Source organism: Allobosea rubneri, assembly GCF_032464875.1.
In the GTDB taxonomy this organism is placed as follows: domain Bacteria; phylum Pseudomonadota; class Alphaproteobacteria; order Rhizobiales; family Beijerinckiaceae; genus Allobosea; species Allobosea rubneri.
On the sequence record NZ_JAWDID010000016.1, the window covers coordinates 90,774 to 103,555 of the forward strand.

Annotated in this window: 11 protein-coding genes; 6 read left to right on the forward strand and 5 right to left on the reverse strand. The window is 68.2% G+C overall.

Annotated elements, in window-relative coordinates; translation table 11 throughout:
• Positions 1–11: 11 nt before the first annotated feature.
• The 6 genes from RKE40_RS12905 to RKE40_RS12930 all read left to right on the forward strand — a co-directional run bounded on the left by RKE40_RS12905 (position 12) and on the right by RKE40_RS12930 (position 6,311).
• A complete protein-coding gene (locus tag RKE40_RS12905) occupies positions 12–3,467 on the forward strand; it encodes a chromosome segregation SMC family protein (protein WP_316018640.1) in 3,456 nt (1,151 codons plus the stop codon).
• A gap of 221 nt (positions 3,468–3,688) precedes the next feature.
• A complete protein-coding gene (locus tag RKE40_RS12910) occupies positions 3,689–4,039 on the forward strand; it encodes an AtpZ/AtpI family protein (protein ID WP_066468160.1) in 351 nt (116 codons plus the stop codon).
• 40 nt (positions 4,040–4,079) lie between these two features.
• On the forward strand, positions 4,080–4,841 hold the full coding sequence (locus tag RKE40_RS12915; RefSeq protein WP_066468157.1) for a F0F1 ATP synthase subunit A: 762 nt from the start codon (positions 4,080–4,082) through the stop codon (positions 4,839–4,841).
• Positions 4,842–4,905: 64 nt separating this feature from the next.
• Positions 4,906–5,133: a F0F1 ATP synthase subunit C gene (locus RKE40_RS12920; protein ID WP_066468155.1), complete on the forward strand. Its 228-nt coding sequence runs from the start codon at positions 4,906–4,908 to the stop codon at positions 5,131–5,133.
• A 49-nt stretch (positions 5,134–5,182) separates the two neighbouring features.
• The gene (locus tag RKE40_RS12925) at positions 5,183–5,824 is read left to right on the forward strand and encodes a F0F1 ATP synthase subunit B family protein (protein ID WP_316018641.1); all 642 of its coding nucleotides are present in this window, start codon (positions 5,183–5,185) and stop codon (positions 5,822–5,824) included.
• A 10-nt stretch (positions 5,825–5,834) separates the two neighbouring features.
• Positions 5,835–6,311, forward strand: coding sequence for a F0F1 ATP synthase subunit B family protein (locus tag RKE40_RS12930; protein WP_316018642.1), 477 nt, complete (start codon positions 5,835–5,837; stop codon positions 6,309–6,311).
• A gap of 385 nt (positions 6,312–6,696) precedes the next feature.
• Here the strand turns inward: RKE40_RS12930 and RKE40_RS12935 are convergent, their stop codons facing one another.
• From RKE40_RS12935 to gcvT, 5 genes are all read right to left on the reverse strand, one after another.
• On the reverse strand, positions 6,697–7,977 hold the full coding sequence (locus RKE40_RS12935; protein ID WP_316018643.1) for a L,D-transpeptidase family protein: 1,281 nt from the start codon (positions 7,975–7,977) through the stop codon (positions 6,697–6,699).
• Between the two features lie 134 nt (positions 7,978–8,111).
• Positions 8,112–9,686: an aminomethyl-transferring glycine dehydrogenase subunit GcvPB gene (gene gcvPB, locus RKE40_RS12940; RefSeq protein ID WP_316018644.1), complete on the reverse strand. Its 1,575-nt coding sequence runs from the start codon at positions 9,684–9,686 to the stop codon at positions 8,112–8,114.
• Positions 9,686–11,026 (reverse strand): aminomethyl-transferring glycine dehydrogenase subunit GcvPA, encoded by a 1,341-nt coding sequence (gcvPA, locus tag RKE40_RS12945; RefSeq protein WP_316018645.1) that lies wholly within the window; start codon positions 11,024–11,026, stop codon positions 9,686–9,688. Before gcvPA ends, gcvPB begins: the two co-directional genes overlap by 1 nt.
• Before the next feature lie 156 nt (positions 11,027–11,182).
• Positions 11,183–11,557, reverse strand: a complete 375-nt coding sequence (gene gcvH / locus RKE40_RS12950; RefSeq protein WP_316018646.1) for a glycine cleavage system protein GcvH — start codon at positions 11,555–11,557, stop codon at positions 11,183–11,185.
• Positions 11,558–11,585: 28 nt separating this feature from the next.
• Positions 11,586–12,749: a glycine cleavage system aminomethyltransferase GcvT gene (gcvT, locus tag RKE40_RS12955; RefSeq protein WP_316018647.1), complete on the reverse strand. Its 1,164-nt coding sequence runs from the start codon at positions 12,747–12,749 to the stop codon at positions 11,586–11,588.
• Between the last annotated feature and the right edge of the window lie 33 nt (positions 12,750–12,782).

Below are 12,782 nucleotides of genomic sequence, written 5' to 3' on the forward strand. Positions count from 1 at the left end.
GAGGCGCGCCGATGCATCTGACGCGCCTCAAGCTCGCCGGCTTCAAGACCTTCGTCGAGCCCACGGAATTCCTGATCGAGCCGGGGCTGACCGGCATTGTCGGGCCCAATGGCTGCGGCAAGTCCAACCTCGTCGAAGCCCTGCGCTGGGTGATGGGCGAAAGCTCGTTCAAGAACATGCGCGGCTCGGGCATGGACGACGTGATCTTCGCCGGCTCATCCGAGCGGCCGGCGCGGAACATGGCGGAAGTCGCGCTCACCCTCGACAATAGCGACCGCAAGGCGCCGGCCGCCTTCAACGATGCCGAGGTGCTGGAGGTGACGCGTCGGATCGAGCGCGAGGAAGGCTCGACCTACCGCGTCAACGGCAAGGAGGTCCGGGCCCGCGACATCCAGCTGCTCTTCGCCGACGCCGCCACCGGCGCGCGCTCACCGGCGCTGGTGCGCCAGGGCCAGATCAGCGAGATCATCGCCGCCAAACCGCAATCGCGCCGGCGCATCCTGGAGGATGCCGCCGGCATCGCCGGCCTGCACAGCCGGCGCCATGAGGCGGAGCTGCGCCTGTGCGGGGCCGAGGACAATCTCACCCGGCTGGAGGACGTGCTCGCCGCGATCGACGGCCAGGTCGACGCGCTACAGCGGCAGGCGCGGCAGGCCTCGCGCTATCGCAGCCTCGCCGCCGATATCCGGCGGGCCGAGGCGGTGCTGGCGCTGATCGCCCATGGCGAGGCCCGCGAGCAGGACGCACTCGCCGAGCGCGCGCTCGAAGCCGCCGTCCGCGAAGTCGCCGTGCGCACGGGCGTCCAGGCCGAAGCCTCGCGCCTTCAGGCAATCGCCGCCCATGCCCTGCCGCAGCTGCGCGAGAACGAGGCCGCGGCGGCCGCCGCCCTCGTCCGGCTGAAGCGGGGGCTCGACGAGCTCGAAGCCGAGAACCGGCGCGCCAAGCAGCGCAGCGAGGAACTCGGCAAGCGCCTGACCGAATTGCAGGCCGATCTCGGCCGCCAGGAGAATCTCGGCAAGGACGCCACGCAGTCGCTGGCGCGCCTGAGCGAAGAGGACGAGGCCCTGCGCCGGGACACGGAGGCAGCGGCAGCGGCCGGTCCATCGGCAGAGTCCGGGCTGGCTACCGCCGAGATGCGGCTCAACGCGGCCGAAGCCGAGCATGCGGCGGTCCAGCAGCGCCTGTCGGAACTGACGGCGCGGCGCGGCGCCCTCGAGCGGACGATCCGCGAAGCCCGGGAGCGCGAAGCCCGCCATGCCGCCGAACGCGACCGGCTGCTGCGCGACCAGGCGGCGCTCGATCAGGATGGTACGGCCGCTGCCCTGGACGGGCTGCGCCGCGAGGTCACGGCCGGCGAGGCGGCGATGCGGGCTGCCGATCGCGCCGCCGCCGCGGCACGGGCCGCATTGGCAGCGGCGCGCGACGAGGAAGCGCGGCTGCGGACGCCGCTGGCTGACGCGGACCGTGCGGCGCAAAGGCTCGATACAGAAGCCCGAACGCTCCAGAAGCTGCTTGCACCGGCGAGCGGCGGCAGATGGCCGGCGATCCTCGACGTGATCACCGTGGCCAAGGGCTACGAGGCAGCCCTCGCCGCGGCCCTGGGCGACGACCTCGATGCCTCGGCCGACCCGGCCGCACCTGCGCATTGGGACGATACCGGCGCCGGCGATTCCGACCCTGCCTTGCCCGAGGGGGTCGAAAGCCTGAGCCGGCATGTGCGCGGCCCCCCTGCCCTGCTGCGCCGGCTGCGCCAGATCGGCCTCGCCACCGCGAGCGACGGGGCCCGCCTGCGCGCTCTGCTGCTGCCCGGCCAGCGTCTGGTATCGCGCGAAGGCGATGTCTGGCGCTGGGACGGGCTGACCAGCGCAGCCGAAGCGCCTTCGCCCGCAGCCCGCCGGCTCAGCGAGAAGAACCGGCTCGGCGACCTCGAAATCGAGGTGCAGCGCGCCCGCGAAGCCGTCGAAGAAGCCCGCGCCGGGCTCGGCGCCGCGACGGAACAGGCCCGCAGCGCCGGCCAGGCGGAGACGAAGGCGCTCGAATCGGTGCGCGAAGCGCGGCGCCGGCTCGATCAGACGCGCGAGCGCGCCGCCGCGGCCGAGCGCAAGGCGAGCGAGACGGATTCGCGCCGCTCGGCCCTGACCGAAGCCATAGGCCGGCTCGGCCAGAGCATCGGTGATGTCGGCGCCCAGGCTGAAGCTGCGGCGAAGGACCTTGCCGCGCTGGCCCCGGCCGTGGAGCTGGAGAATGCGCTGCTGACGGTCCGAGCCGAGCTCGCGGAACGCCGCAGCGCCGCATCGGAGGCCCGGGCATTGGTGCAGACGCGGGCGCGCGAGACGGAGCTGCGCGCCCGCCGGCGCGAGACGATCGCTCAGGATATCCGCGCCTGGCGCGAACGGGCCGGCGCCAGCGAACAGACCGCCGCCGAGACCCGGCGCCGAATCGCGGCGGCGACGGCCGAGCGTCAGACCCTGCTCGATGCACCCGACACCTTCCTGGTCGAGCGCCGGCGCCTCCTGGCCGAGATCGAATCGGCGGAACAGGCCCGCAAGGCCGAAGCCGGCAAGCTCGCAGCCGGCGAATCGGCGCTCGCCGAAGCGGACAGGCAGGCACGCGCAGCGCTGGAAGGTCTTGCGGGCGCCCGCGAAGGCCGGGCCAGCGCCGAGGCCCGGCTGGAAGCGGCAAGGCAGCGCCTCGCCGACATCTCCCGCCAGATCGTCGAAGGGCTCGACACCGACATTCCCGGCTTGCGCGCTCTCGCGGGAATCGCGCCCGGAGGCCCCCTGCCCGAGGCGGAAGGCGTCGAGCGCCGGCTTTCGGGCCTCAAGGCCGAGCGCGAGCGCCTCGGCGCCGTCAATCTGCGGGCCGAGGACGAGCTTTCGGAAGTCCAGGGCAAGCGCTCGGGCCTGGCGAGCGAACGCGACGACCTGACCGAGGCGATCAGGCGCCTGCGCCAGGCGATCGGGGCGCTCAACCGCGAAGGCAGGGAGCGGCTCCTTGCCGCATTCGAGGTCGTCAACGGCCATTTCCAGCATCTCTTCGGCGTGCTGTTCGGCGGCGGCATGGCCGAGCTCTCGCTGGTCGATTCGGAAGACCCGCTCGAGGCCGGGCTCGAGATCATCGCCCGGCCGCCGGGCAAGAAGCCGCAGGTCATGACCCTGCTCTCCGGCGGCGAGCAGGCGCTGACCGCGACAGCGCTGATCTTCGCGGTGTTCCTCACCAATCCCTCGCCGATCTGCGTGCTCGACGAGGTCGACGCGCCGCTCGACGACTCGAACGTCGAGCGCTACTGCGACCTGCTCGACGAGATGGCGCGCAACACCGCGACGCGCTTCATCCTGATCACGCACAACCCGATCACCATGGCGCGAATGGACCGCTTGTTCGGTGTCACAATGGCCGAGCGCGGGGTCAGCCAGATGGTCTCGGTCGACCTCGATACCGCCGAGCGCATCCGCGAGGCCGTCTGAATTCGGGCAGAATCCGCGCCACAATGCAGCAAAAATGCCGCACCCCGGCAAAATATATAATTACTTCAATTAGTTGAATGCCAAAGCCCCGCCTTGACAGCCGTATGGGGGGCCAATAAAGGAGGCCGTGCTGACGACGGCTCGGTGATCGGGCCGGGAAGGGTGTGCGAAGGTTTTTGGCGTGACCGTGCCGAATTCACGGTCAAACGAAGAGGCCCGGCATGTCCGAACCGGACAAGACACCTGGTGATCCGGAGTTGCGCACGAGACTGGAATCGCTCTCCGCCGCCTTGCGGCAGACCGGCAAGGCCGAAGAGGCCAAGGTCGAAGCGGAGAACAGGGACAAGGTGCTTGCGGGCGCGATGTCCTCCGGCTTTCGCGCGGCGACGGATCTCATTGGCGGCGTCATCGCAGGTGGCCTGATCGGCTATCTGGGCGACCGGTGGCTGGGAACCTCGCCGTTCCTGCTGATTGCCTTCCTGGTAATCGGCACCATCGCCGGTTTCCGGTCAGTCTATCGACTGGGAGCGCGGCCGACCTCCGGACGGGCGCAGAACGCTCCCAAGGATTGAGTTTTTCGCGGCCATGCGCCGCATTGAGAGGGTTGAGAGAATGGCGGCCGGCGGCGGTATCGATCCGATCCACCAATTCGAGATCAAGCCGATCGTCGGCCTGAAGCTCTTCGGACTCGACCTTTCCTTCACCAATTCCGCGCTGTTCATGGTGCTGACGGTCGCCGTCATCGCGCTGATCACGCTGTTCGGCTCGCGCCAGCGCGCCACCGTACCCGGCCGGCTGCAGTCGCTGGCAGAGATGTCCTACGAGTTCGTCGCCTCGACGCTGACGGGCGTGATGGGCAAGGAAGGGATGCGCTTCTTCCCCTTCGTCTTCTCGCTGTTCATGTTCGTGCTGACCGCGAACCTGCTCGGCATGATTCCCGGCTCGTTCACCGTCACCAGCCACATCATCGTCACCGCGGCCTTCGCCTTCCTGGTGATCGGCGTGGTGCTGGTCTATGGCATCGTCAAGCATGGCAGCCATTTCTTCGGCCTGTTCGTGCCCAAGGGTGCGCCTGGCTGGCTGCTGCCCTTCATGGTCCTGATCGAGGCCGTGTCCTTCGTTTCCCGCCCGATCTCGCTGTCGCTTCGTCTGTTCGGCAACATGCTGGCCGGCCACGTCGCGCTCAAGGTGTTCGGCGGCTTCGTGGTGATGATGACCGGCACGATCGGCGTCGGCATCGTGCTCGCCCCGCTGCCCATGCTGCTGGCGATCGCCCTCACCGCATTCGAGTTCCTCGTCGCTTTCCTGCAGGCCTACGTCTTCACGATCCTGACCTGCGTCTATCTCAACGATGCCCTGCACCCCGGCCACTGAGGCCAGCAGGTATCGCGAGAGTTAAACACCCCCCTACCGCCCTAAGTTCACTCGGAGAAAGACCATGGATTTCACTGCCGCCAAGTACCTCGCCGCCGGTATCGCCTGTCTCGGCATGGGCCTCGCGGCCATCGGCGTCGGCAACATCTTCGGTCAGTTCCTGTCGGGCGCCCTGCGCAACCCGTCGGCCGCTGACGGCCAGTTCGGTCGCGCCTTCATCGGCGCCGCGCTCGCCGAAGGTCTGGGCATCTTCGCCTTCGTCGTGGCCCTGATCCTGCTGTTCGTGGTCTGAGGACGACGACTTCATTCGCTCCCGCAGGGCCTTCGCGTCCGGCGGGAGCGTGTCTAATCCGATCAGCCTGAAAGGCGTCGTGATGCATATCGGCATTGCCACGAACCTCCTCCGGACGATTGCTGCGACGGCGCTGGTCGCTGCGGTTTTCGCCCTGCCGGAGGTCGCGCTCGCGGCGAGCGATACCGGCGCTGCCAAGGGCGCCTTCCCGCCCTTCGACAGCAAGACCTATCCCAGCCAGCTGTTCTGGCTCGCCGTCTCCTTCGGCGCGCTCTACTGGCTGATGTCCAGGGTGGCGCTGCCGCGTATCGGCGGAATTCTCGCCGACCGCGCTGCGGCACTGTCGCGCGATCTCGATGAAGCCGCCGGCGCCCAGGCGAAGGCGGAAGCCAGCGCCAAGGCCTATGAGCAGGCCCTTGCGCAGGCCCAGTCCCGTGCGCAGGGCATCGCCCAGACCGCCCGAGAGACCAGCGCCAAGCAGTCGGACGAGCGCCGCAAGGCGGTCGAAGCCGAGCTCTCGGCGAAGGCCGCCCAGGCAGAAGCCTCGATCGGCGCCGCCAAGGCCAAGGCGATGGAAAGCGTCCGCGATCTCGGAGCCGAAACGGCGGCTGCGATCGTCGAGAAGCTGACCGGCAAGGCGCCGAGCGCGGCCGAGGCGGCCAAGGCCGTCGACACCGCTCTGGCGCGTTGAGGAGGAACAGATGGATACTTTCTGGGTAGGCATCGCGTTCTTCATCTTCATCGCGATCGTCGTCTATGTCGGCGGTCACAAGAAGATCCTCGCCGGGCTCGACGCCCGCGGCGAGCTGGTCGCCAAGGAACTGGCCGAGGCGCGCCGCCTGCGACACGAGGCCGAGCAGCTGCTCGCCGAGTACGAGGCCAAGCGCAAGGCCGCCGAGGCCGAGGCCGAGACCATCGTCGCCAACGCCAAGGAGGAGGCCGAGCGCCTCGCCAAGGACGCCGAGGCGAAGCTGGCGGAGTTCGTGACCCGGCGGACCAAGTCGGCCGAGGACAAGATCGCCCAGGCCGAAAGCCAGGCGACCGCGGAAGTCCGCGCCGCTGCCGCCGAGGCCGCCACCCAGGCTGCCGAGGTGATCCTGCGCGGCCAGGTCGCAGGCAAGGCGGGCGCCGATCTCGTCGCCGCCGGCCTCAAGGACGTCAAGGCCAAGCTCAACTGAGCCACCACGCGCAAGCGACTGAAACGAATGAGAACGCCGCGGTCCAAGGACTGCGGCGTTTTCGTTTGGGACAGCTGCATTCTCGACCAAGCGCGCTCGTCATCCGCCGGGCGAGCAGGCGAAGCACCGCAGCTTCAGCGGGACACTGACTTAAAGTCTCTTGCTGCTGCGCTGGGGAACGGAACCTGGTTCCGAATGAACTGACATTCCGGACAAGCCGCCGGGCGGCACAGCTCCGGAATCCCTCCAGGCCAGCGGCGCCTTGCGGTAGCTTCGGGCATTCCGCTTCGCTCCAGCCGGAATGACGAGGGCGCGGCTGGACCGGCGTGCGATCTGTTGGCCCCGGAAGCCTTCGCGCACGCGCCGGACGCCCCCTGCCCCGCCTCTACTGGATCGCCACAGCCGTCGGTACGATCGGCCGCGGCGCCGGGATCGGCGTCACCGCAGGCCGTGGGGCGACTGGCCTTGCCGCTGCAGCAGGCACGGCCGCGGGCTTGGGCTTCGGCTTGCGCGGCTGGATCGTCGAGGTGACGATGCCTTGCGGGGTATCGAGCCCATAGATGTCGTCGCGGAACTGCACCAGCCCGGCAGCATCCTGCCAGCCGGTCATGTAGACCCAGGCGACTGGAACCGGCTTCTTCAGCACGATGTTCTTGCGCTCGCCCTTGGCGATCTCCGCCTCGATCGCCGGCAGGTTCCACTCCGTGCCTTCCAGCAGCCAGCTCGCGAGATCACGCACGCCCTCGATGCGCGCGCAGCCCGAGGAGTTGAAGCGGACATCGTTGCGGAACAGCGTCTTCTTCGGCGTGTCGTGCATGTAGACCGCCTCGCCATTCGGCATGTCGATCTTCATCTGGCCGAGGGAGTTGGTCGGGCCGGGCTCCTGCCGGACATAGAAGTACGGGTTGGTCAGGCTGGCCCAGTTGACGCTGGCCGGGTCGATCTCGCGGTTCTCGGCGCCGAGCAGCTTCATGTTCGACTTGGCGATGAAGCTCGGGTCCTTGCGCATATGCGGGATGATGTCCGCCTTCACGATCGACATCGGCACCGTCCAGTACGGGTTCAGGTTTACCGAGGTGATGCTGGTCTGGAGCACCGGCGAAGGCCGGTCCGGCCGGCCGACGATGGCGAGGTGACGGCGCTGGACGATGCCGCCCTCGACCGCCTCGGCGCTGGCGCCGGGGATGTTCACCACGACATAGCGCTCGGTGAAGTTGAAGCCGTTGCCCTTGAGGCGTTCCAGTGTCGCGGTGAGCTGGTTGAGGCGGACCTCGACCGGCACGTTCAACGCCTTCAGGGTCAGGCGGCCGACGGTGCCGAGTTCAGAGAGGCCATGGCGCTTCTGGAAGCGCTTCACCGCCGCGACCACCGCCTCGTCATAGATGTCGCCGGGCAGCGAAGCCGGCGGCAGGTCGCCGCTCAGCATCAGGCGCTGCTTGAGCAGTGCGACGTCGGGCACTTGCGAATCCGGCTTCAGCGCGGTGGCGCCAGCCGGCACCTTCGGCCAGCCGCCACGATTGGCGATGTCCTCATGGGTGATCAGCGCCTCGAGCGTGCGGTCATAGGTCTTCGGACCATAGCCCGGCTCCTCGGCCCGCGAGGCCGTCAGCATCGCCGCGAAGGCGACGGCGGCGGCGAAAGAATGGCGAAGGCGAACGCACTGCATGAGCCGATCCCAGCGTGCGAGAATACGCACGGAACCAAGCATTCCTCGCACATGGTCAAGGAAGCCTTAAGGCAGGCGCAAACAGGTTACGAAAGGGCAGAGGCGGGAGCACTTCGCCCCCGCCCCTGAGAAATCTACTCCGCGGCTTGCTTGACCGGCGCGGGCTTTTCCCATTTCAGCACCGGCTGGCGGGCGGCCCTGGTCTCGTCGAGACGGCGGATCGGCGCGTGATGCGGAGCAGCGGTGAAGCGGCTCTTGTCGTTGCCCTTGGTCGCGATGGCGAGATCGCGCAGGGTCGCGATGAAGAGATCGAGCGCCGCCTTCGATTCCGACTCGGTCGGCTCGATCAGCATGGCGCCATGGACGACCAGCGGGAAATACACCGTCATCGGGTGGTAGCCCTCGTCGATCATCGCCTTGGCGAAATCGAGCGTCGAGACGCCGGTGCCCTTCAGCCATTCATCGTCGAACAGCACCTCGTGCATCGAGGGGTGGTCCGGGAAGGGCAGCGACATCAGGTCGGAGAGGCTGGCGCGGATATAGTTTGCGTTGAGCACCGCGTCTTCCGAGGCCTGCTTCATGCCGTCGGCGCCATGGCTCAGCATATAGGCGAGCGCGCGGACATACATGCCCATCTGGCCGTGGAAGGCCGTCATCCGGCCGAACGGGTCGTTGCCCTCCGGCGCGTCCGACTTGTGCTCGACCAGACGCGGGCTATCGCCCTCGACATGGATGAACGGCACCGGCGCGTAGGGCGCCAGCCGCTCCGAGAGGACGACCGGGCCAGCGCCCGGACCGCCGCCGCCATGAGGGGTCGAGAAGGTCTTGTGCAGGTTGATGTGCATGGCGTCGACGCCGAGATCACCCGGCCGCGCCTTGCCGACGATCGCGTTGAAATTGGCGCCGTCGCAGTAGAAATAGGCACCGGCCTCGTGCAGCGCCGCCGCGATCTCGACGATCTGCGGCTCGAAGATGCCGCAGGTGTTCGGGTTGGTCAGCATGATCGCCGCGACGTCAGGGCCGAGCAGGGCCTTGACGTCCTCGACAGCGACGGTGCCGTCCGGACGGGCCGGGACAGCCTTGACCGAGAAGCCGATCAGCGCCGCCGTCGCCGGGTTGGTGCCGTGCGCCGACTCAGGCACGAGCACGACATTGCGGGTCGCGCCCTCGCCCTTGGCCTCGATCGCTGCCTTGATCGCCATCATGCCGCAGGCCTCGCCATGGGCGCCGGCCTTGGGCGAAAGCGCCACCGCCGGCATGCCGGTCAGCGTCATCAGATAGCGGGCGAGCTCCAGCATCAGCTCGAGCGCGCCGGGCACGGTCGAGACCGGCTGCAGCGGGTGCACGTCGGAGAAGCCCGGCAGGCGCGCCACCTTCTCGTTGAGGCGGGCATTGTGCTTCATCGTGCAGGAACCGAGCGGGAAGAGCCCGGTATCGATGCCGTAGTTCTTCTGGCTGAGACGCACATAATGGCGCATGGCCTCGGGCTCGGAAAGACCGGGCAGGCCGATCTCACCCTGGCGGGCATGCTTGCCGAGGCGGCTCTTGAACGGCGCCGGCTTCTCGATGTCGACGCCGGTCGATTCATGATGGCCGATCTCGAAGATCAGCGGCTCGATCTGCTGGAGGGCCTTGTTGCCGGTGAAAGTCTCGTGGCTGCGGCTCTCGGCCTCGCCGGCGGCAGTCGGGCGTCCCTGACGGTTCAACATCACAGCACCTCCGCGAGCGCCGCCACGAAGGCCGCCCGGTCCTCATCCGTATTCACTTCGGTATTGGCGACGATCAGGAGATCATCGAGTCCGGCGCCCGGCAGCAGGCGCGAGGCCGGCACGCCGGCCAGGATGCCCTTGGCGGCGAGCGCCTCGACCACCTCGGCAGCAGGCTTGGCGAGCTTCAGCGTGAACTCGTTGAAGAAGCTCTCGTTCAGCACCTCAACGCCCTTCACCCCCGCAAGCGCGTCGGCGAGCTTGACGGCATTGGCGTGGTTGACCTCGGCGAGCCGGGTCAGGCCGGCCTGGCCGAGCAGCGTCATGTGGATGGTGAAGGCCAGCACGCAGAGGCCGGAATTGGTGCAGATGTTCGAGGTCGCCTTGTCGCGGCGGATGTGCTGCTCACGGGTCGAGAGCGTCAGCACGAAGCCGCGGCGGCCGTCGGCGTCGACAGTCTCGCCGCAGAGCCGACCCGGCATCTGGCGAACATATTTCGACTTGGCAGCGAAGAGGCCGACATAGGGACCGCCGAAGTTCAGGGCGTTGCCGATCGACTGGCCCTCGCCGACGACGATGTCCGCGTCCTGGGCACCGGGCGGGACGACCGCACCGAGCGATACGACCTCGGTGAAGACCGCGATCAGGAGCGCGCCATGGGCATGCGCCTTCTCGGCGATCGGCTTGAGATCACGCAGATTGCCGAAGACGTCCGGCGACTGGACGACGACGCAGGAGACGCTGTCGTCGATCGCTGCGAGGATGTCCTCGGTGGCACGAACGTCGGGCTTCAGCGCCACGACCTCGTCATTGGCCATCTCGGAGAGGGTCTCGACGACCTGGGTGTAGTGCGGATGCAGGCCGCCGGAGAGCACCGCCTTGCGCCGCTTGGTGACGCGATGCGCCATCAGCACCGCCTCGGCCGTGCCGGTCGAGCCGTCATACATCGAGGCGTTGGCGACCTCCATGCCGGTCAGGGCCGCGACCTGGGTCTGGAACTCGAACAGGTATTGCAGCGTGCCCTGGGCGATCTCGGGCTGGTAGGGCGTGTAGCTGGTCAGGAACTCCGAGCGCTGGATCAGATGGTCGACCGTCGCCGGGACATGGTGCTTGTAGGCCCCTGCCCCGACGAAGAACGGCACCGCGCCGGCAGCCGTGTTCCTGGCCGACATCCTGCCGAGGATACGCTCGACCTCGAGCTCGCCCTTGGCACGCGGCAGATCGAGCGGCTCCTTGAGCAGCTTGCCTTTCGGCACATCGGAGAAGAGCGCATCGACATCAGGCACGCCGATGCGCGCCAGCATGTCCTCGCGGTCGGTATCGGTCAGGGGCAGATAGCGCATGGAGGTTCCGTTCTCCGATACGGTCGAGGACCGTTCAAAAACTGCATGGTCGTCCCGGGCGACCGGAGGGAGACCCGGGACCCATGCCGGAACCGTTCAGGCATGGGTCCCGGAACTGCGCCGCTGCGCGGCTTGTCCGGGACGACCCGGTGAGGGTCAGAGCGTCTTGACGTAGTCCTGGTACTCGGCCTCGCTCAGCAGGCCTTCGAGCTCGGCCGGGTCCTTGAGCTTGATCTTGACGAACCAGCCCTTGCCGGCGGGGTCCTCATTGACCGTGCCGGGAGCGGCTTCGAGCTCGCTGTTGACGGCGACGATCTCGCCGGACACCGGAGCATAGACCTCGGACGCCGCCTTGACGCTCTCGACGACCGCCGCCTCGGCGCCCTTCGCCAGCGTCTTGCCGATCGCCGGCAGCTCGACGAAGACGACGTCGCCGAGTTGGCCCTGGGCGAAGTCGGAGATGCCGACCGTGCCGGTGTCGCCCTCGACGCGGATGTATTCGTGGTCCTTGGTGTAACGGGTCTCGGCCATGGTTTCCTCCGGCGAAATGGTGTGAAGCTCAGCGCTTGTAGTGGTTGGGAACGAAGGGCATTGCGGCGACGGTCGCCGGCAGCGGCTTGCCGCGCACGATCAGCTCGAGCTTGGTGCCGGGAGCGGCATGTTCCCTGGCGACATAGCCCATGGCGCAGGGGCCGTTCAGGGTCGGGCCGAACCCGCCCGAAGTGACCTTGCCGACGATGGTGCCGTCGGCGAGCGCGATCTCGGCGCCCTCGCGCGCGGGTGCCCGCCCTTCCGGCAACAGGCCGACGCGGACCCGCGCCGTGCCTCCAGCAAACTCGCGCTGGATGCGGGCCGCTCCCGGAAAGCCGCCCTCCTCGCGCCGGCGCTTCTGGATCGACCAGTTCAGACCGGCCTCGACCGGCGAGGTCTCGGTGTCGATGTCATGGCCGTAGAGGCAAAGCCCCGCCTCGAGGCGCAGCGAATCGCGGGCTCCGAGACCGACCGGCTTGACGCTGGCGTCGAGCAGGAGGGCATCCCAGAGCTCGCCGATACGGTCGGCCGCCGTGGAGATCTCGTAGCCATCCTCGCCGGTATAGCCGGAGCGGGTGATGTTCGCCTTGACGCCACCGAGCTTGAGGGTGCGCGCCGACATGAAGCTCATCTCGGCGACTTCGGGGTTGAGCGCCGCCAGCGCCGCCTCGGCCTTTGGCCCCTGGAGCGCGATCAGGCCGCGATGCTCGGCCCGGATCAGCTTCACATTGGCCGGCAGGCGCGCCTCGATATGGGGATAGTCGGTGAGCTTGCAGGCAGCGTTGACGACGAGCAGCAGCGCACCATCCTCGTCGGGGTCAGCCGAGCGCGTCACCATCAGATCGTCGAGGATGCCGCCCTCCTCGTTCAAGAGCTGGGTATAGCGCTGCTTGCCGGGCTGGAGGTTGACGATGTCGGCAGGGACCAGCGCTTCGAGCGCGCGCGCCGTGGTCTCGTGATCGGGCCCGATCAGGAAGGCCTGGCCCATATGCGAAACGTCGAACAGGCCGGCATTGTCGCGGGTCCAGACGTGCTCGGTCAGGATGCCGCTCGGATACTGTACCGGCATGTCGTAGCCCGCGAACGGCACCATGCGGGCGCCCAGCGCGACATGGCGGGCATGAAGCGGGGTCCTGAGCAGCGGCTCGGCGTTTGCGGAGTTTCCGTCGGCCTCTTGGGCTTCGGCAGCCATGGCGTCCCTTCCAGAATCGAGCGCGAGCCCCGA

What these genes read in the sequence shown, in the direction of transcription:
- RKE40_RS12905 (WP_316018640.1), top strand. Translation starts at nt 12, where the DNA reads ATGCATCTGACGCGCCTCAAGCTCGCCGGCTTCAAGACCTTCGTCGAG.
- RKE40_RS12910 (WP_066468160.1), top strand. Translation starts at nt 3,689, where the DNA reads ATGTCCGAACCGGACAAGACACCTGGTGATCCGGAGTTGCGCACGAGA.
- RKE40_RS12915 (WP_066468157.1), top strand. Translation starts at nt 4,080, where the DNA reads ATGGCGGCCGGCGGCGGTATCGATCCGATCCACCAATTCGAGATCAAG.
- RKE40_RS12920 (WP_066468155.1), top strand. Translation starts at nt 4,906, where the DNA reads ATGGATTTCACTGCCGCCAAGTACCTCGCCGCCGGTATCGCCTGTCTC.
- RKE40_RS12930 (WP_316018642.1), top strand. Translation starts at nt 5,835, where the DNA reads ATGGATACTTTCTGGGTAGGCATCGCGTTCTTCATCTTCATCGCGATC.
- RKE40_RS12935 (WP_316018643.1), bottom strand. Translation starts at nt 7,977, where the DNA reads ATGCAGTGCGTTCGCCTTCGCCATTCTTTCGCCGCCGCCGTCGCCTTC.
- gcvPB (WP_316018644.1), bottom strand. Translation starts at nt 9,686, where the DNA reads ATGTTGAACCGTCAGGGACGCCCGACTGCCGCCGGCGAGGCCGAGAGC.
- gcvPA (WP_316018645.1), bottom strand. Translation starts at nt 11,026, where the DNA reads ATGCGCTATCTGCCCCTGACCGATACCGACCGCGAGGACATGCTGGCG.
- gcvH (WP_316018646.1), bottom strand. Translation starts at nt 11,557, where the DNA reads ATGGCCGAGACCCGTTACACCAAGGACCACGAATACATCCGCGTCGAG.
- gcvT (WP_316018647.1), bottom strand. Translation starts at nt 12,749, where the DNA reads ATGGCTGCCGAAGCCCAAGAGGCCGACGGAAACTCCGCAAACGCCGAG.